The organism is Novacetimonas hansenii JCM 7643, from assembly GCF_000964405.1.
GTDB lineage: Bacteria > Pseudomonadota > Alphaproteobacteria > Acetobacterales > Acetobacteraceae > Novacetimonas > Novacetimonas hansenii.
The window spans coordinates 1-18,502 of the sequence record NZ_BANE01000124.1 but is presented as its reverse complement, the minus strand read 5'-3'; the positions used below and the strand labels follow the sequence as shown (position 1 = coordinate 18,502).

Annotated in this window: 19 protein-coding genes and 1 pseudogene; 9 read left to right on the top strand and 11 right to left on the bottom strand. The window is 59.6% G+C overall.

Translation table 11 applies throughout. From position 1 onward, the window contains the following. Positions 1-112 precede the first annotated feature (112 nt). On the bottom strand, positions 113-1,846 hold the full coding sequence (locus B7G66_RS09535; RefSeq protein WP_048859142.1) for a recombinase family protein: 1,734 nt from the start codon (positions 1,844-1,846) through the stop codon (positions 113-115). 12 nt (positions 1,847-1,858) lie between these two features. Further along, the gene (locus B7G66_RS09530; RefSeq protein WP_048846582.1) at positions 1,859-2,053 is read right to left on the bottom strand and encodes a hypothetical protein; all 195 of its coding nucleotides are present in this window, start codon (positions 2,051-2,053) and stop codon (positions 1,859-1,861) included. Between the two features lie 393 nt (positions 2,054-2,446). Here B7G66_RS09530 and B7G66_RS09525 point away from each other — a divergent pair, with 393 nt between their 5' ends. Next, complete coding sequence (locus B7G66_RS09525; RefSeq protein ID WP_048846583.1) at positions 2,447-4,504, top strand: ParB/RepB/Spo0J family partition protein; 2,058 nt, start codon at positions 2,447-2,449, stop codon at positions 4,502-4,504. A 93-nt stretch (positions 4,505-4,597) separates the two neighbouring features. Here the strand turns inward: B7G66_RS09525 and B7G66_RS09520 are convergent. Further along, positions 4,598-5,323, bottom strand: a pseudogene (locus tag B7G66_RS09520) (hypothetical protein). A gap of 224 nt (positions 5,324-5,547) precedes the next feature. On the opposite strand from B7G66_RS09520, the gene B7G66_RS09515 reads away from it, so the two are divergent. The 5 genes from B7G66_RS09515 (at position 5,548) to B7G66_RS09495 (ending at position 9,502) form a co-directional block, all read left to right on the top strand. Continuing rightward, entirely contained in the window at positions 5,548-5,808 is a 261-nt protein-coding gene (locus B7G66_RS09515) for a type II toxin-antitoxin system RelB/DinJ family antitoxin (protein ID WP_003618686.1), read from the top strand. Then, entirely contained in the window at positions 5,805-6,098 is a 294-nt protein-coding gene (locus B7G66_RS09510) for a type II toxin-antitoxin system RelE family toxin (RefSeq protein WP_003618711.1), read from the top strand. The genes B7G66_RS09515 and B7G66_RS09510 overlap by 4 nt, the downstream gene beginning before the upstream one ends. Positions 6,099-6,228: 130 nt before the next feature. Continuing rightward, positions 6,229-7,491 carry a cation:proton antiporter gene (locus B7G66_RS09505; RefSeq protein WP_003618713.1) on the top strand — a complete coding sequence of 421 codons (1,263 nt, stop codon included), beginning with the start codon at positions 6,229-6,231 and terminating at the stop codon, positions 7,489-7,491. After that, positions 7,491-8,174 carry a YoaK family protein gene (locus B7G66_RS09500; protein ID WP_003618716.1) on the top strand — a complete coding sequence of 228 codons (684 nt, stop codon included), beginning with the start codon at positions 7,491-7,493 and terminating at the stop codon, positions 8,172-8,174. Before B7G66_RS09505 ends, B7G66_RS09500 begins: the two co-directional genes overlap by 1 nt. A 254-nt stretch (positions 8,175-8,428) precedes the next feature. Then, entirely contained in the window at positions 8,429-9,502 is a 1,074-nt protein-coding gene (locus B7G66_RS09495) for an alkene reductase (protein ID WP_003618718.1), read from the top strand. Positions 9,503-9,702: 200 nt separating this feature from the next. On the opposite strand, the gene mazF is transcribed toward B7G66_RS09495, so the two are convergent. The 8 genes from mazF to B7G66_RS09455 form a co-directional block, all read right to left on the bottom strand. Then, entirely contained in the window at positions 9,703-10,032 is a 330-nt protein-coding gene (gene mazF, locus B7G66_RS09490) for an endoribonuclease MazF (RefSeq protein WP_003618720.1), read from the bottom strand. After that, complete coding sequence (locus B7G66_RS09485) at positions 10,033-10,275, bottom strand: AbrB/MazE/SpoVT family DNA-binding domain-containing protein (RefSeq protein ID WP_003618721.1); 243 nt, start codon at positions 10,273-10,275, stop codon at positions 10,033-10,035. Between the two features lie 201 nt (positions 10,276-10,476). Beyond that, the gene (locus tag B7G66_RS09480) at positions 10,477-11,556 is read right to left on the bottom strand and encodes an ArsO family NAD(P)H-dependent flavin-containing monooxygenase (RefSeq protein WP_003618723.1); all 1,080 of its coding nucleotides are present in this window, start codon (positions 11,554-11,556) and stop codon (positions 10,477-10,479) included. Between the two features lie 8 nt (positions 11,557-11,564). Continuing rightward, a complete protein-coding gene (gene arsH, locus B7G66_RS09475; RefSeq protein ID WP_003618725.1) occupies positions 11,565-12,263 on the bottom strand; it encodes an arsenical resistance protein ArsH in 699 nt (232 codons plus the stop codon). Positions 12,264-12,284: 21 nt separating this feature from the next. Beyond that, positions 12,285-13,580 carry an arsenic transporter gene (locus B7G66_RS09470; RefSeq protein ID WP_048859141.1) on the bottom strand — a complete coding sequence of 432 codons (1,296 nt, stop codon included), beginning with the start codon at positions 13,578-13,580 and terminating at the stop codon, positions 12,285-12,287. Next, the gene (gene arsC / locus B7G66_RS09465; protein WP_048859140.1) at positions 13,580-14,002 is read right to left on the bottom strand and encodes an arsenate reductase (glutaredoxin); all 423 of its coding nucleotides are present in this window, start codon (positions 14,000-14,002) and stop codon (positions 13,580-13,582) included. The genes B7G66_RS09470 and arsC overlap by 1 nt, the downstream gene beginning before the upstream one ends. Then, the gene (locus B7G66_RS09460) at positions 13,999-14,352 is read right to left on the bottom strand and encodes an ArsR/SmtB family transcription factor (protein WP_003618728.1); all 354 of its coding nucleotides are present in this window, start codon (positions 14,350-14,352) and stop codon (positions 13,999-14,001) included. Before B7G66_RS09460 ends, arsC begins: the two co-directional genes overlap by 4 nt. Positions 14,353-14,429: 77 nt before the next feature. Next, positions 14,430-15,125 carry a VIT1/CCC1 transporter family protein gene (locus B7G66_RS09455; RefSeq protein WP_035379753.1) on the bottom strand — a complete coding sequence of 232 codons (696 nt, stop codon included), beginning with the start codon at positions 15,123-15,125 and terminating at the stop codon, positions 14,430-14,432. Positions 15,126-15,321: 196 nt separating this feature from the next. Between B7G66_RS09455 and B7G66_RS09450 the strand changes: the two genes are divergently transcribed. The 3 genes from B7G66_RS09450 to B7G66_RS09440 all read left to right on the top strand — a co-directional run. After that, on the top strand, positions 15,322-15,891 hold the full coding sequence (locus tag B7G66_RS09450) for a cytochrome b (RefSeq protein ID WP_040511740.1): 570 nt from the start codon (positions 15,322-15,324) through the stop codon (positions 15,889-15,891). 164 nt (positions 15,892-16,055) lie between these two features. Next, on the top strand, positions 16,056-17,276 hold the full coding sequence (chrA, locus tag B7G66_RS09445; protein ID WP_003618732.1) for a chromate efflux transporter: 1,221 nt from the start codon (positions 16,056-16,058) through the stop codon (positions 17,274-17,276). 312 nt (positions 17,277-17,588) lie between these two features. Further along, a partial coding sequence (locus B7G66_RS09440) for a hypothetical protein (protein ID WP_048859139.1) occupies positions 17,589-18,502 on the top strand: 914 nt, incomplete at its 3' end.

Genomic DNA, 18,502 nt, shown 5'->3' with positions numbered 1-18,502 from the left:
GACAATTGCGTAGCCTGATGGGACGTTTTTTCAAGGAAAATAAGGGGTTCTGCGTGGTTGGGCGTAGTTCTGTCGACTGGGGCGGGGAGGGGCGTAGGCCTAAATCCCTAACTCATAACCTGAAGGCCGCAGGTTCAAATCCTGCCCCCGCAACCAACGACGCTTGCGAATGACCATTCGCCACATTTCGCCGTGATCGTAGTGTGCGGTTCCCCGCAACCAACGATACTTGCGATACGAACGCATCGAGAACGCCACTGTCCGGATGGACCGTGGCGTTTTTCTTGTGCGCCGCGAACTGCAGGATCGCCGCTAGGTCGCCGCGCAGGATGATCGTCAGTTCGCCGTCGGTCGGCTGGAGCGTGATCTGCGAGACCAGTGTGCGCAGGCGCTCGGCAGCCTCGGTCTTCGTCTCTTCGGCCTGAAGGCTCTCATAAAGAGACGTGATCCGCTGCTGGTAGATCTCCGCCATGTTCGGATGGAGAAGGGGAGGCGGCTCCTCGGTATTGGCGACTTTCTGTTCCAGTTCCTCCTTGCGGGCTTCGAGCGTCGTCATTTTTTTCATGACCCGCTTGGATGCCTCAATGTCATCTGAGGCAAGGATAAGATTCAGAAGCTTATCCAGTTCTCTGTCGATGCGGGGAATTTCATTCCGCATTGCTGCGAGATCGGCACCCAGTTCCATGCGCAGTCGGTTCACCTCGCGGGTGAACTCGTTGCAGAACTCCTTGAACAGGTCCGGTTCCATCAGATGCGTGCGCAGCCCGCTCAGCACTGATGCTTCGAGGGCGTCGCGACGGATGTTGAGCCGATTGTCGCAGGTGCCCTTGTTGCGTGCTGTCGAGCAGCCGAGCAGATCTTTTGAGATCATGCTGTAACCACCACCACACCAGCCGCAGCGGATCAGCCCGGCAAAGAGATGGCGGGGACGCCGTTGCGCGCTGAGGGCCTCGTTTCCCCGTGCCGGCTGGCTGAACGTCGTTTCGGCCTGGCGGGCCTTTACGGCATCCCACAGATCCTGTTCGACGATCCGTAATTCCGGCACCTCCTGGATCACCCATTCGGATTCAGGATTGAGGCGTGAGACGCGCTTGCCGCTATCCGGATCCTTCAGATAACGCAGCCGGTTCCAGACCAGGCGCCCGACATACATCTCGTTGTTGAGGATACCGGTGCCGCGTTCCCGATTGCCGTGAATGGTGGACGGTCCCCAATCACGTCCCTGCGGACCCGGAACGCCGTCCCGGTTCAATTCCATGGCGATCGTGCGGGACGACTTTCCCCGTGTGTAATCGGTGAAGATCCGTCTGACTGTGCGGGCCTCCTCCTCGTTGATGGTCCGGTCGCCCCGGATGCGCTCGCCTTTCGCATCGAACTGGCGCACGACATCATAGCCATAGGAATTGCCGCCGCCGGACTTGCCGTCCTCAATACGCCCGCGCAGCCCCCGCCGAACCTTCTCGGCCAGATCCTTGAGGAACAGGGCATTCATGGTGCCCTTGAGGCCGATATGCAGGTGGGTAACGTCGCCCTCGGAGAGGGTGATGATCCGCACGCCAGCGAACGTCATCCGTTTGAACAGGCCGGCGATATCTTCCTGGTCGCGCGACAGCCGGTCCATGGCTTCGGCCACGATGATCGTGAAGCGGCCGCGCGTAGCGTCCTGGATCAGTTCCTGAATACCTGGGCGGAGCAGGGAAGCACCGGAGATGGCACGGTCGGTGTAGCTGTCGATGATCGTCCAGCCCTGTTTCTCCGCATGAAGCCGGCAGAGGCGCAACTGATCCTCGATCGACGCATCGCGCTGGTTGTCGGATGAGTAGCGGGCGTAGAGCGCGACTTTCACAATCCCATCTCCTTAATCCTGGAGATCGCGTCGCCTCGCGGCCTCCACTTCAGCGTTGACGAAATCCCGTGCGGCCTGACGGGCCAGAAGCCGGACCAGACTGACCAGCCGAGGATCGGCTCCATTGCGTAATGGTGTCACGTTGGCCTCCGGGGCGTCGAGAACGAGCCGCACCTTGCCCGCTATCGTATCGCGTTGGCGTGCCATCTTCCCGTCCTTTCTGCATGGACCTGTGAGTGGTTCTGACAGCACTGTGGAGGTCGGACGGGATAGGCGTGAACAGAAAAATACGTGGAAACAGGGAGATGCGCCGTGCAGAGAGGGCTTGGGGATACGCGCGAACATTCGCGGCTATCATGGTCGGCACTATCACAAATCAGTGATTGAACGACTATAATGGTCGTATTTTATCGTGACGCGTGTCGACTCGCAGATCGACTGGAGCAGATGTAGCTTCCGTAAAGTCGTGTCCGTGCCATTCCGTGGATGCGGTTTGACCTCTCGTGGGGCCGGGAGAGAGGAAGAGGGACGTGGGGTTTTTCGTGACGGATTCAGGGGTGGGAGAGAGGCTTCCGCCCGTCCGTTACGGAGTGTCCTGCCATGGCGAGCGCCATCCAGAAAATCGCCCTCAATGCGTCCCGTGATATTCCTTTCAACAAGCTGGTGCTGTCGCAGTCCAATGTGCGGCGTGTGAAGTCCGGTCTGTCGATCGAGGAACTGGCCCGCGACATCGAACGCCGCGGCCTGCTGCAGAGCCTGAACGTCCGTCCCGTCCTGAATGGTGAGGGGGCGGAAACCGGTGCCTACGAGGTGCCTGCTGGAGGGCGCCGGTTCCGCGCCCTCGAACTGTTGGTGAAGCAGAAGAAACTGGCGAAAACCGCCCCGGTGCCTTGTGTCGTGCGTGAGGCAGGATCGGCCATTCTCGCCGAGGATGATTCCCTGGCCGAAAACGTCCAGCGCGTGGCCCTGCATCCGCTGGACCAGTTTCGGGCTTTCCGTGACATGCTGGAGAAGGGCATGTCCGAGGAAGAAATCGCGGCCGCGTTCTTCGTCGTGCCCACCGTGGTCAAACAGCGTCTGCGCCTGATGACCGTGTCCGACAAACTGCGCGAGATCTACGAGCAGGATGGCATGAAGCTCGACCAGCTCATGGCCTTTTCGATCAGCGATGACCACACCCGTCAGGAACAGGTCTGGGAGATTATTGCCCAGAGCCACAATCGCGAACCCTATCTGATCCGCCGCATGCTGACGGAGAAAACCGTGCGGGCGTCAGATCGCCGGGTGCGCTTTGTCGGGCTGGACGTCTATCTTGCCGCCGGCGGTCCCGTCATGCGTGACCTGTTCGAGGCAGACGACGGCGGCTGGCTGCAGGATCCGACCCTGCTCGATCAGTTGGTGATGGAAAAGCTGCAGGAGGCGGCCGAACAGGTCCGTGCCGAAGGCTGGAAATGGGTCGAGACGGCGCTATCCTTCCCCTGGGGGCACACACGGCACTTAGCGGAGATCGACGGTGTGCCAGTGGTGCTCTTGGAAGAAGAAGCCGCCCGCCTGACCGCGCTGCACAGCGAGCAGGAAACGATCGAGGCGGAATACGCGCAGGCCGATGAATTCCCCGAAGACGTTGATATCCGCCTGGGCGAGATCGAGCAGGCCATTGAGGCGCTGGAAGAACGCCCTGTGTCCTTCGATCCGGTGGACATGCAGCGAGCCGGCGTCTTTGTCAGTCTCGATACCGACGGCACGTTGCTGGTCGAACGGGGCTTCGTTCTGCCCGAGGATATGCCGGTGGAGCCCGAGGATGGTCACGATGAGTCCGAGGGATATGATGACACGGTCGTTCATCACGGCACGGGTGACGATGTCGAAGGAATTGGGATGGAAGATACCTTCGATACCGAGCCCGAAGAAGAAGACGGACTCAAGCCGCTTTCCGACCGCCTGCTGACCGAACTGACGGCCTGGCGCACGCTGGCCCTGCGCGATGCGTTTGCCGGCAATCCGCATATCGCGCTGACGGAACTGCTCCACACGCTGATGCGCGACCTGTACTGGCAGGTCTCGGGCGCGGACTGCCTGGAAGCCTATGTTCGGGAAATCTCCCTGCCGGTGCATTCCCCCGACATGCCGGGCAGCCTGCCGGCTCATGCGCTGCGCCAGCGCAACGAAGGTTGGAAGCACGATCTGCCGGAGGATGAGGACGCGTTGTGGCGCTGGATCGACGGACTGGATGACACCAGCCGTCTGGCCCTGCTGGCGCATTGCCTGTCTTTCGGGATCAACGCGTTGCATGAATCGTCCCATGGCCCGTCTCTGGCACGCAGCGTCAGGGAACGGCTGGCGCGAGCCGACCGCCTCGCCACTGCGCTTACGCTTGATCTGGTCGAAGCGGGCTGGCAGCCGACGGTGGAGAACTATCTGGGCCGCGTCACCAAGGCCCGTATTCTCGAAGCCGTGCGCGAGGCGCGGGGAAGTGAGGCAGCCGAGCGTATTGCACATCTGAAAAAGAACGACATGGCGCAGGCGGCCGAAAGGCTGCTTGAGGGCGCCGGCTGGCTGCCCGAGGCTCTGCGGACGGCGAACGTGCCGGAGCGAACTGAAAGGGAAGAAGGGGCGGCGCGTATGACCGATAGTCATGATGCGGTCGCAGCCGAGTGAGATCTGTCGATGAATATCATGGGCGGCTTCCGGTCTCCGGGAGCCGCCTTTTGTATTGGAGCGATATCGCGCCGGAGTGGAAGCCGGCAGTCGTTAGTGATGGGTCACCGGTTGCAGGTGACGGTCCGTTTCAAGGCTGAGGGCTACTGGCCATAAAGGCGTTTTGGTATAGAAATCCGGTCTGCTGAAGCCGGAGCCTGTTCGGTGCTCGTTGAGCAGTCCTGCCCAGCACAGCGGTCGCAGGACATGGACGTAAAGACTGGCGGTCAGCTTGAAATCCCGGCGACGGATATCATCTTCCTCGCCCCCGTAGAGAACCGAACACAGCCGCTCTTCGGTGACGGCAACCTGAGCTTCGATATTAATGACGTTGAGAAAGATGTCCCAGTTGCCGAGCAGTGGCTCTTCGCTTCGGGTGTATGGACTGTGGTCGATGACAAAGAGAAGATGAGTCGTCAACAGCATCCAGAGCCGGGCTGGCTCCGATTTGAGCTTTCTCGCCAGGTCGGTCAGCCGCAGGGTTCCCTTGAAATGCCTTGCGAGCTTCGCACTGAGCAGAACCTCATGCAGGATCACCAGCGGCGGGAAATCATGTTCATTGAGGACTTTATTGACGGCATAGAGCTCTTCAACCGTATAGCCGGGCCAGTCAAATGCCTCGGCGGCTCATGCGACAAAATAGCGTTTCAGCGCCTTGCTGGGCGTGAGGCCGATCGGGCCGTGTTCCTCGATATAGCCGATCGTCAGCAGCGCGGCCTTCAGTATGAGGGCATGCGACAGGGGGAGGTCGCCGTCGTTGGGTGAATGGAATGGCCGCATCGGGTAAACAATGAACCAGACTGGTGCGAGTTGCCAATCTGGATTTGTGACGTGGAGCTCATCTCAGCTCAGTCTCCGTCGTCGTAATGTCGGCTTACGCCTCTTTTCTGCCGTTTCCGCAACCGATCAGGTTTCTCGAATGCAGACATCAGCATCGACCATCTTTCGCTTCATTTGTACCAACAACTGTGATACATATGTGCATACACGCAAGGAGGCTTTGTATGTCTGCTGTTACATTCCGGGTAGATGAAACGCTGAAGGCAGCCGCAGTTAAGAAGTTGTCGGCTCAAGGCATTTCACTTTCTGACGCACTGCGCGATACGCTCGCGTATATTGCTGAAACGGGTCGCTCTCCCGTCAAGCGGAGGCTTGTCACAGACGAGGATGCGGAGCTTATCGAGATTGTGCGCGAACGCCTAAAAAACCCTGCCCAAAAGCATCGTATGACTTTTGCAGAGCTTAAGAACCGTCATCGCGAATGAAAGAGTATTGTCTTGAATTCGACGACAGAGCGCTCAGAGAGTGGGATGCTCTTGACGGCAGCGTGCGTAAGAAATTTGAAAAGAAGCTGGAAAAGCTGATCTGGAACCCTCACTCTCCAGGAAACGAACTGCATCGCGACCTATCAGGGTTTTATAAGATCAAGCTTCTGAAAGATGGTTACCGCCTTGTTTATCAGGTCATCGACGAACGGATCGTCATCTATGTAATTGCCGTTGGCCGGAGAGCCGATAATGAGATTTATGAACTGGCTTCGAAGCGAACAGAGTGAATTTACTTTCTTGGTAGAAAGTCAGCTCCCGCCTCATTTTTGTCATTCAATGCCCGGTTAAGCTTCTCGAATAGCGGACTATTTTCGGTTTTTCTTGACGTAAGGAGCCTGAGCAGTCAGCGGTGAGGTCATGGATACCATCAGCCTTCTTGCTCTACTCCTGACGCTCTCGGCAGGCTTCAGCATTCTCAACCACCATACGTTGCGTGTTCCTGTCACGATCGGCGTTCTGGTCTTCTCATTGCTGACCTCGCTTCTGGTCATGATCCTGAACCCTCTGATCCCGGCCTATGACCTTCAGGCTCTCCCACGGTCTGTACTCGGCGCGATCAATCTGCCTGCGGCACTTCTGAACGGTGCCCTGTCGCTGCTGCTTTTTGCGGGAGCCATGCAGGTGGATGTCGGGCATCTGCGAGCAAAGCTGATGTCTGTGACCGCTCTCTCCATTCTGGGAACCGTTCTGGCCGTGGCGTTTCTGGCGGTCGCGGCGTGGTGTGTTTTCCCGCTGCTGGGCCATGCCGTTCCCTTTACATGGTGCATCGTGCTCGGCGCTATCCTCGCTCCGACAGACCCGGTTTCGGTCGTGGGAATGCTGAAACGTCTGGGACTGCCAGGACCGCTACAGGCCGTCTTTGCGGGCGAGAGCCTGTTCAATGACGGCGTGGGCGTCGTCATTTTCGGTGTGACGATCGGGCTGGCGACTGGAGACAGTCAAGGGGTGGGCGCTTCTGAGATTGCCATGAGCTTCTGCCGCGAAGCGCTCGGTGGTGGTCTTCTTGGAGCGATAACCGGGTGGATTGCTCTTCGTGTGCTCAAGGGACAGCGTGACCCGCATATTGATCTGCTGACCTCGCTGGCTCTGGCGACCGGAACCTTCAGCATCGCCAATCAGTTGGGGATGTCCGGTGCGATTGCCGTCGTCGTGGCCGGTCTCTGCTTCGGAACCAGCTACAGCCATTCCATTTTCGATGAAGTATCGCGCAAGGAACTCGACATTGCATGGACGCTGATTGACGAAGTGCTGAACGTCCTGCTGTTCATGCTCATCGGCTTTGAAATACTGGAGATCACGCCGCATCTGTTCACGGTTCTGGCGACGCTTGCCGTGATCCCGCTGTCCATTGCCGTGCGGGCATTGAGTGTGCTGTTCTCCACCCTGCCGGTTCATCTCCGGCAGTGGGAGCGGGGCCGTGTCCTCGGCATCCTGACATGGGGCGGCCTGCGTGGCGGCATCTCGGTTTCTCTGGCGCTTGGCCTGCCGCACGGAGACCTGCGTGATCTGCTGCTGCCTGTCTGTTACGGTGTCGTGGTGTTCACCATCATCGTGCAGGGGCTGACCATGGAGCGGGTCGCCCGCAGGCTCTATCCGTCAATCGTCTCCCGGCCGCAGTAATGCCGTCTTCCCTTCTTCCCGTCTCGATTTCCGCCCGGCGGGTTCTCATTCTCGGGCTTGTCGCAGGCTATGTGGATGCCCTGAGTTTCGTCGATCTGAGCGGTGTCTTTGCCGGCGCGATGACCGGCAATACCACGCATATGGGCGCCTCGTTTATCAGTGGGAACTGGCAGCACGGCCTGCTTCTGATGGGTGTGCTGGGCGTATTTTTTCTTGCCGCTATTCTGGCCAGCCTGATGCGGCTGTTATGGTCGCCAGCTTGCGGGGTCATGGTCATGACGATCTTCATGGTTCTGGCGCAGGCGGTTCAGGGATCGTCCCTGCGTTACTGGGGAGAATTTCTCGTGCTTCCGGCACTTCTGGCCGTGCAGGGCGAAACGATCGCGAAATTCTCCGGCACGCCCATGCCCACGATCGTCGTGACGACAAACCTGTTAAAAGCCGCATCGGGAATTGCGGAATGGATGGCGTCATGGATTGCGCCGGACAGGAACATTCGCCCTATCGCAGGAAGCATTTTTCTGCCGCTACTTTCGTGGGGGGCTTTTCTGGCAGGCGTGATGGCCGCCGCTACGGGGCTGGCCCTGCACGGTAGTTTTCCGTTCCTCTGGCCCGTCCCTTTCCTTGTCTTTCTATACCGGGATATCTGGAAAACGGAGCGTTCCGGGCAGGACGATAATTGAACACCCTGTCTGACAGGTCAGGATCAGACGCAGGACGTAACGCGTTTATGATGCGAATCTGCCTCTCGGTCAGGTCAGATTTTCATGCCTGACAGCCGACATTCAGCTTCCCCCCCAAATCTGCCTGTCGGCTTCACCAATTCAGCAGACAGGCAGTGCTCACCTCAAGTCAGACGAGGTTGTAAGCCTTCTGTTGTATTCCTCGTGAGGCTTCCCAAATTCATAGGAACTGCATCTTTTAAGAAGGATCTGTCATGACCAGCCTGTTTGAGCCGATTGAACTGGGAAGCATTTACGCCAAAAACAGAATTCTCATGGCGCCGCTGACACGCGGTCGGAGCACCCGTGATCATGTGCCCACCCCCATCATGGCCGAATATTACGCGCAACGGGCCGGAGCCGGTCTGATCATCTCAGAAGCGACCGGGATCAGCCGCGAAGGTCTTGGCTGGCCGTATGCGCCGGGCCTGTGGTCGCAGGAACAGGTGGAAGCCTGGAAGCCCATCACCGCCGCAGTTCACGCCAAGGGCGGAAAGATTGTGGCCCAGCTCTGGCATATGGGTCGGATGGTTCATTCCAGCGTGACGGGCCAGCAACCTGTGTCCTGCTCGGCGACAAAAGCGCCTGAAGCCCTCCATACGTACGATGGCAAGCAGGCTCCCGAAGTCGCCCGCCCTCTCACCAAGGAGGACATTGCCCGCATCCTGAACGACTACGAAAATGCTGCTCGCAATGCCCTTCAGGCAGGCTTTGACGGTGTGCAGATTCATGCCGCCAACGGTTATCTGATCGACGAATTTCTGCGGGACGGCACCAATCATCGTTCCGACGAATATGGCGGTTCGCCGGAAAACCGCATCCGCTTCCTGCGTGAAGTCACCGAACGCGTGATCGCAACGATTGGCGCGCACAAAACGTCAGTAAGGCTGTCCCCCAATGGCGATACGCAGGGCTGCATCGACAGTCATCCAGGGCAGGTTTTTGTGCCGGCCGCAAAGCTGCTGAATGACCTCGATATCGCTTTCCTTGAACTGCGCGAGCCCGGACCGAACGGCACGTTCGGCAAGACCGACCAGCCCAAGCTGCATGGTCCGATCCGCGAAGTCTTCAGGAAGCCGCTGGTTCTGAATCAGGACTACACACGGGAAGAAGCGATCGAGACAGTCGCTACCGGTGTTGCGGACGCCATTTCGTTTGGTCGGCCTTTCCTCGCCAATCCGGACCTCGTGCGTCGTCTGGAAGACAATCTGCCCCAGAACAAGGACGATATCCGCACCTGGTACTCGCAGGGTGCAGAAGGCTATACGGATTATCCGCTTGCTCGCTGATACCCTATTTTTCCCGCAAGTTCCTTCCAATGGAAGGAACTTGCATTTGAACTATAGAAAATATTTAGCCGCCGACGTGATACTTGTCGTGAAGTAGGCGAAATCACCTGAATAGTTCTACTCCCTGCCATGAATGTGAACACTGCGAAAGGCTGTTTTCGGTAACTCTATCCCGATAGCCGACTGTCTGTTTCCCCCAGTCACCCGACGAGTAGTCTTGTTCGTTCGCGCACCGCTTCCAGTTCTCTTTCGGAGACCCGACCTTTATGCTTTGCTCGTCTGGCGCGCCAATCAAGACTGCGAACCTGATCAGAGAGAACCACGCTTGTCGGCTCTCCTGTCAAAGGCACTTCAAAGGGATACCCTTTGATTTTTGTCGTTGTCGGGCAACAAACAATCATACCAGATTTTTTGTTGTAACTAACTGGCGAAAGCACCACAGCCGGGCGATGCCCAGATTGTTCACGCCCTGCCTGAGGATCAAACTCCAGCCAGACGATGTCTCCGCAATCTGGCACCCATGCTGACATTTACCAGATCTCTCCGCCAATTTCAGGCCCAAAACTCACTTCACCGTGACGGTTATCATCCGTGATGGCGGCAGTCAGGGTGTCCAGCGAAAGGACAGCAGGGTGAACCGGTTGAATGATGATACGCCCATCTTCTTCCCGGACATCAACAGCCTGATTGATCTGTAGGTGAACCGCTTCAAGGATATTGGCTGGTAGACGGATGGCAGCGCTGTTCCCCCATTTGCGAACGGTCCCATGCATTGGATCTCTCCTTTGTGTGTCTACATTGTAGATACACCTTCGGCCACTTCTGTTTCAAGCTAAAAGTAGCCAATGTCCGCTTCCAATGAGCCAGGTATGCAAACCGGACCTTCTGCATTCCCCCCTAGTCCGCCTGTCTGCTCAGTGATGTAGGAGCAGACAGGCGGCAGTCGCCTACATGTCGGTCGTAAAGAGAGTCGCTCAAGGTTTTGGTAAGCGGACATCCTGTGTCGGCGACGCAAGCCAGCCCGCCAGTTGCCGGACCATGGATCTCGCGACACGGCCCGCCCCCAGGAGGGTTGCGGATGCGGGGCCGCACCAGGAACCATACCCCAGCAGCCACAGGCGTGGCTCCCTGATGGCCTGCTGCCCGTTCACGTGAATCAGCCCGTCCGGCTCGATCACGTCGAGTGGTGCAAATGCAGAGAGCGCGGGACGGAAGCCTGTACACCAGATGATCGCGTCAATGGCTTCTTCCCGCCCGTCGGGCCAGACGACGCCCGTTGCCGTCATGCGCACGAACGGCCGTACCGCGTGGAGTACGCCGCGCGCCTTGGCGGCCCGCACGGGTGGCACCATGACGATATCGCCAAAGCCTCCTGTCGGCATGGCGCCGGCGTTGCCCAAAACACGTGCGGTCGCCCGTTCGAACAGAACCCGTCCGTCCACATCGTCGGGCAGGAATACCGGATCCTCCAGCGTCACCCACGTTGCGTTCGCGAGCAGTGACACTTCCGGCAGGATCTGCGCCCCGGAATTGCCGCCACCGACCACGAGCACGCGCCGACCGGCAAAAGGTGCGGCGCTCTGATAGTGCGCGGAATGGATCTGCGTCCCGCCAAAGAATTCATGCCCCGCGACATCAGGAACGAACGGGACCGACCATGTGCCGGTCGCACCGATGACGGCACGGCTCAGAAAATCGCCCGCGTTTGTGCGGATATTCAGGAATTTCCCACCGGCCCGTTCCACGCGCCCGACCGTTACAGGACGGCGGATCGGCGGCGCATAGCGCGCCTCGTAGCGGTGCAGATAGTCCAACACCTCGTCACGGGTCGGATAGCCGCCATCCGGCGTGTCTGGCATCGGCCAGCCGAGCAGCGAACTGTAGGACGCGGGTGAAAACAGATGCAGGGAGTCCCAGCCATGCACCCATGCACCACCCGCCTGCGTCCCGTTATCAAGAATGACGTAACGCAGTCCGGTCCGTCGTAGAAAATACGACGCGGCGAGGGCCGCCTGACCGCCTCCCACGATCACAACATCGAACTGTTCCGCCATTGCCCGGCTCACAGACTTTCCGGGAGACGGAATTCCGCCTTGCGTTCGCTGTAGCGATCAACGAGGTAGTCGGCCCGGTCGCGCAGCAGCCATGTGAACTTCATCAGCTCCTCCATGACATCTACCATCCGGTCATAGAGGGGAGACGGTTTCATCCGGTCGTCGTCACCGAACTGGGTATAGGCCATCGGCACACTGGACTGGTTGGGGATGGTGAACATCCGCATCCACCGGCCCAGCACCCGAAGGGCATTGACGGAATTGAAGCTCTGCGATCCACCCGAAACCTGCATGACGGCCAGCGTGCGGCCCTGCGTCGGGCGGATCGAGCCTTCGAACAACGGCAGCCAGTCGATCTGGTTCTTGAACACGGCAGTGATGTTGCCGTGCCGTTCGGGGCTGCACCAGACCTGACCTTCCGACCAGATCGAGAGTTTCCGCAGTTCCTGCACTTTCGGATGGGTCGCGGGCACGGAATCCGCTACCGGCAGGTCGGTCGGGTCGAACACCCGTGTCTCGGCGCCGAGGACTTTCAGAATGCGCTCTGCCTCCAGCACCAGCAGGCGGCTGAACGAGCGGGGACGCAAAGAGCCATAGAGCAGAAGGATACGCGGCGGATGGTCCACACGCGGTTGCGGTTCCAGCCGCGCGAGATCGACCGGTTCAAGATACTCCGGATGCAAGGCTGGCAGCTCAGGTTCGGTCATATATATCGGTCCTGTCGTGTATTACGGGTGACTGATCCGGGGCAGCCATAGGGCCAGCGCCGCGAGTGTTGCCAGCAGGACGGGCGGGGTGATCACCAGTCCGACCTTCATATACTGCCTCCATGTGACCCGATGATTTTTGGATGCCAGCACATGCAGCCAGAGCAGTGTCGCGAGACTGCCGATCGGCGTGAATTTCGGCCCGAGGTCGCAGCCGATGATGTTGGCATAGACCATCAGGTCGCGTGTCAGCGGCGTGATGTCGTGAGCCTGCTGGATCGCTAGTGCCCCGACCAGCACACTCGGCATATTGTTCATGATGGACGACAGAACAGCCGCCAGAAAGCCGGCGCCGATGGTGGCGATGAACGGCCCCTGATGGCCAAGCCAGACCAGTGCGGCCGCAAGGTAGTCGGTCAGCCCGGCATTGCGCAGGCCATACACCACCAGATACATGCCCAGCGAGAAGATCACGATCTGCCATGGTGCGCCTATCAGCACCTTGCGAACAGGGATCACCCGGCCATATCCGGCGACGAGCAACAGGGTTCCGGCGGCCAGACAGGCTACAACACAGACCGGGATATGAAACGGCGCTGTCAGGAAATAGGCCGCCAGAACGAGGACCAGCAGCGGAAATGCCGCCCGAAATACATGGTGGTCACGAATTGCCGCAGCGGGTGCTGGCAGTTCGGCGACGGGATAGGTCGCAGGCACCTGCCGCCGGTACCACAGCCAAAGCACAGCCAGCGTCGCGCCCAGCGCCACCAGATCGACAGGGACCATGATCGCGGCATAGCGATCAAACGCAATGCCAAAGAAATTGGCGCTGACGATGTTCACCAGGTTGGAAATGACAAGCGGCAGGCTGGTGGTATCCGCGACGAACCCAGTGGCGATAATAAAGGCCAGCGCCGCGCCATGGCTCAGGCGCAGTTGCGTCAGGATAGCGATGACAATGGGCGTCAGCAGCAGCGCCGCGCCGTCATTGGCGAAAACCGCTGCAATGGCCGCTCCCAGCACCACGATCAGCGGGAATAGCGTCCGGCCTCGCCCTTTGCCCCAGCGTACGACGTGCAGGGCGGCCCAATGGAAGAACCCTGCCTCATCCAGCAACAGCGAGATGACGATCAGCGCGATAAAGGTGAAGGTCGCGTCCCAGACGATGTGCCAGACGACAGGAATATCGTGCCAGTGGATGACATCGGTCGCCAGTGCCACGGCGGCACCGGCCATCGCACTCCAGCCGATGCCGAGACCCCGTGGCTGCCAGATGACGAAGACCAGCGTTGCAATGAAAATGGCGAGGGCCAGCATCAGACGATCCGCTTTCCGGCCTCATCCACGATCTTCTCGCCGTCCTCCCTGGCGAATGCGCCGCGCTGTGGGGAGGGAAGAATATCCAGCACCGTTTCGGACGGACGGCAGAGCGCAACACCGAGTGGCGTTGCGACGATGGGCCGGTTGATCAGGATCGGGTGTGCGATCATGGCGTCGATCAGCGTATCATCGCTCAGGGCCGGATTATCGAGGCCGAGCTCGTGAAAGGGCGTGCCCTTTTCCCGCAGGACCGCGCGCACCGGAACCCCCATACGGGCGATCAGATCGAACAGTTCCGCGCGGCTCGGTGGGGTTTTCAGATATTCGATGATCCTGGGCTCCTCGCCGCTATTGCGGATCAGTGCCAGCACGTTGCGCGACGTGCCGCAGGCCGGATTGTGGTAGATGGTGACGGTCATGGGCAGGAGGCCGGGCTCGGGCTGCAGGAAGACAGGTTCGCGATCAGGGGCGCGCAGAGTTCGGGGCTGCCCGCACAGCAGTCCCTGACGAGGAAAAGCATCAGGTCGCGCAGGCGCGGAAGACACGCACGATAGACGATCAGCCGGCTGTGGCGCTGCGAGGTCAGCAGGCCGGCACGGGTCAGGGTGGCAAGATGGGCCGAGATCGTGTTCTGCGGGACATCGAGATGCCGCGCGACGTCTCCGGCGGGTAGTCCGTCCGGTTCGTGGCGCACCAGCAGGCGGAAGATCTCCAGCCGCGTGGACTGGGACAGCGCGTTGAGGGCCGAGAGTGCGGATTCTGTATCCATAAATCGACGATCACAGATATATGGGATGAAGTCAAGACTACCCAGGACATGCCTCGTTCAGAGCTTGGAACGCGGCTTCACACGCCGAACAGGCGGCCGATCCCGCCCGTGACGATCATTGCCACAATACCCCAGAACGTCACACGCAGTGCTGGGCGCAGAGGCGCTGCGCCGCCGGCAATCGCGCCAACGACCCCCAGAACAGCGAGAACCACGACGGACGTCAGGGACACGCCCCAGGACACCCACGCCACGGGCGTCAGAACCGCCGCCAGCACAGGCAGTAGTGCTCCGGATGAAAAGGCGGTTGCTGAGGCGAATGCCGCCTGTATGGGTCGTGCCGCCGTGGCTTCGGACAGACCCAGTTCATCCCTTGCATGGGCACCGAGCGCATCATGCTTCATGAGGGCAACGGCGACCTTGCGCGAGAGGTCTTTATCCAGCCCTCTCTTCTGATAAATCCCGGCCAGTTCGGTGACTTCGCCCTCCCAGTCCGTGACCAGTTCCTGTTTCTCGCGGGCGATGTCGGCGTGTTCGGAATCGGCCTGGGAACTGACCGAGACATACTCGCCCGCCGCCATGGACAGGGCGCCCGCGACAAGCGCGGACAGTCCCGCGACGAGAATGCTGCCGCGTGTCGCATGAGAACTGGCAACGCCGACGATGAGGCTGCCGGTCGACAGCGTTCCGTCATTGGCGCCGAGAACAGCCGCACGCAGCCATCCCAGTTTCTCGACGGCATGACGTTCGGCCAAAGGATGGAGACGCGACATAAGATGACCTGCTGCTTCTGGTGAATACAAATAAAGGTTAAGATGCATCATTTGCCGCGACAACAGATATTTCATTCTGATATTGCGAGTTATTTTCAATATTGTTTATGTTTTAGGAAAATCTGTTCTGTTCAGAATCCTGTCAGGTAAGCATGATACGGAAGTGGATTCAGGGTTCTTTTTTGCCGAGACGTATATGCCTTATTCAACGCCGGACATCACAGATAGCCTGCTGCGTTACGACAGGCCGACGATCATCCTTCACTGGATGACGGCCTTTCTGGTGCTGCTTCAGTTTGCTCTTGGCGAAACCTGGAACTGGCCAACAAAACCCGTCCATCATCTGATGGTGGTCGCGCATCTGACAGCCGGCATCCTGCTGACCGCAATTATGGTGTTCCGCATTGTCTGGCGTCTGACGAAAGGCCGGCATCTGTCGGACCTTCTCGTGCCTGTGGACCGGGTATTCGCCCTTGGAGCAGAGTACACGCTCTATGTGCTGCTTCTGGCGGAAATCTTGCTGGGCTATCTCTGGCGATGGGGTGCCGGGCAGACGATGAGTTTTTTCGGCCTCCTGATTCCATCCCCGTTCGCGCGGTTCCCGGCGGAAACCGTGACGTGGTTTCAGACGCTACATTACTGGAACGCCTGGTTGATTATGGGTCTTGCGACAGGCCATGGCGCGGCGGCGCTTTTTCATCAGTTCGTCCTGAAGGACAAAGTTCTCGGGCGCATGTTGCCGCAGTGTTTCTTGCTCCGTCAGTGAGGCGGTCAGTATCCTGTCTGATTGTATGACTGGGCACACCGTGATGCTGGGTCGCCAACAAGCCAGAAGTGATGATTTTTTTGTTGTCATCAGCAGCTCCACATGAATGCCGGTTCATGGGAATTGTCTCCTGTCGAACGGGAAAATAAGAAAGTATCGACCCAATGACGATCGTGCCGCGTGGCGTGGGACCAGAAAGACCGGGGTCGGCTCTTGAGGTGCTCCTCATCTTTCTCAGGCTGGGCGTCACCTGCTTCGGCGGGCCGATCGCGCATATCGGGTATTTCCGGGACGAATTCGTCGTCCGACGCCGGTGGCTCAATGAGCGCGCCTATGCCGATCTCGTCGGGCTGTGTCAGTTCCTGCCCGGTCCCGCGAGCAGCCAGGTGGGATTTTCCATTGGCCTGATGCGGGCCGGTTATGCAGGCGGTTTTGCGGCGTGGGCGGGGTTCACCCTGCCTTCGGCACTTATACTGGTCCTCTTCGCCTATGGCGCGAACGCGCTTGCCGGCCCGACTGGTGCAGGCCTTCTGCATGGACTGAAACTCGTCGCCGTCGCCATCGTCGCACAGGCCGTATGGGGCATGGCGCGCACGCTGTGTCCGGACCGGACGCGAGCTTCGATCGCGGTCACGGCCGCGCTCATCGTTCTGTTCGCCATCTCACCGCTTGCCCAGATCGCGGCCATCGTTCTCGGGGGCCTCGCCGGCTTGTGGCTTTGCCGCTCTGTGCAGACGTCAGATGGCGAGCATATTACAGTGCCCGTATCGCATCGTGCAGGGATCGTCGCACTGGCTCTCTTTCTGGCGTTGCTCTTCGGTCTGCCCGTTCTCGCCCGCCATGGCGCACCAGAGGGCGTTTCCCTGTTCGACGCCTTCTACCGGTCAGGCGCGCTCGTGTTCGGTGGCGGTCATGTCGTGCTGCCCTTGCTGCACGAGGCTTTCGTGACATCGGGCTGGGTCAGCGACGACACCTTTCTCGCCGGTTATGGCGCGGCACAGGCGGTTCCGGGGCCGCTTTTCACGTTCGCGGCCTATCTCGGCGCGGTCGTCGGGCAATCTCCCCACGGTGTTGCCGGTGCCGCTTTCGGTCTTTTCGGCATCTTTCTGCCGGGCATCCTGGTCCTGATCGGAGCTTTGCCCTTCTGGGACACCTTCCGCAGCCAGCGGGCCGTTCAGGCGACGATGCGCGGCGTCAACGCAGCGGTCGTGGGCCTGCTGGGGGCGGCGCTCTATACACCGGTCTGGACGAGCGCGGTCAGGTCGGCGGCGGATTTCGGGATCGTGCTGGTCGGTTTCGTCCTGCTGACCGTCTGGCGGGCGCCACCCCTGGTGGTAGTCGGTATCAGCGCGCTGGGAGGGGTCGTCATTGGGCAGGCAGCATAATGAAATGTTCAGTCAGCGACGTGCATCGACGCGTGATCGCCATACCGTTTTTCAACGCACACTTCAATAATGGCGCGTCGTTATAAGGGCCATGTTTCGGCCGTTTCCTGTGTAAGTCAGCCAGAAAACGGACAGGCAGTTTACCCCCCGTTGCCGTCGTGATTTCGGCGAGGCTGCGGCCTCGCCGTGTTGCGGAACGAGGGGCAGGGTGTCTCCGTGGTCGGATGGGGTCCCGCGCGGGAAGTAGTCATAGGAGGAAGAGGGTGGTTTCGCCTCTGGTGCCGAATAACCGGTATCAGAGGAGAGTTTTCCATGACTACGACCACCATCCTGCCTCCTGCGTCCCGTGGCGCTGCTTCCGGCGGCTTTAAGATCGATCCTTCTCGTGGGGAGCGCAATGCCCGCGTGTCTTCGGAGTGGTTCTCCCGCCCCGATGACGAGCGCTACCTGTCGCTGTCCGACCTCCATGCCGCCACGCTGGCGCGTGCGGATCGGGCTACGGCCCGCACCGTCGAAAGCCGCGCCATTCGTGTCGAAGCTTCCCGCGACAATGCCGAACGCCTGACCCTGACTGTGCCGGGACAGAATGAGCCTATCGCCCCCACACACTGGTCGTTCGGCCAGATGTGCAGCCTGGTCGGGGCACCGTCGTCCTACCTGCGCAATCTTCCAGCGCCACTTGCGGCGATCAATCTGCAGCACGGACTGCTGTCGCATCGGGCCGAACTGGTCAAAACGCTGGAGACGGAAGACGGGCGCGTTGAACTGCGGGCCGTAACGGGCCCTGATTATGGCCGCATATGGGACCATGAACTGGTTGGTGCCGTACGGAAGATTGCCGGTGACGGCACAGGCGATACCACCTGGAAGGTGCCGGGCGTCATCGACTGGGCGACCATGACTCACAATCCCTATGTGGACATCACCAAGGAGACCACGACACTCTACGCATCGGATCGTGACGTGTTCCTGTTTCTGGTCGACGACACGCATCCCATTGAAGCCGGACGCCTGCCCAATGGTGACCCCGATCTCTATTTCCGGGGTTTCTACGCGTGGAATTCGGAAGTCGGCAGTAAAAGTCTCGGCATTGCGTCATTCTACCTGCGCGGAGTGTGCCAGAACAGGATGCTCTGGGGCGTAGAGAATTTCGAACAGATCACGATCCGGCATAGCAAGTTCGCGGCCTCGCGTTTCGTGCATCAGGCGACACCGGCCCTGCGGAA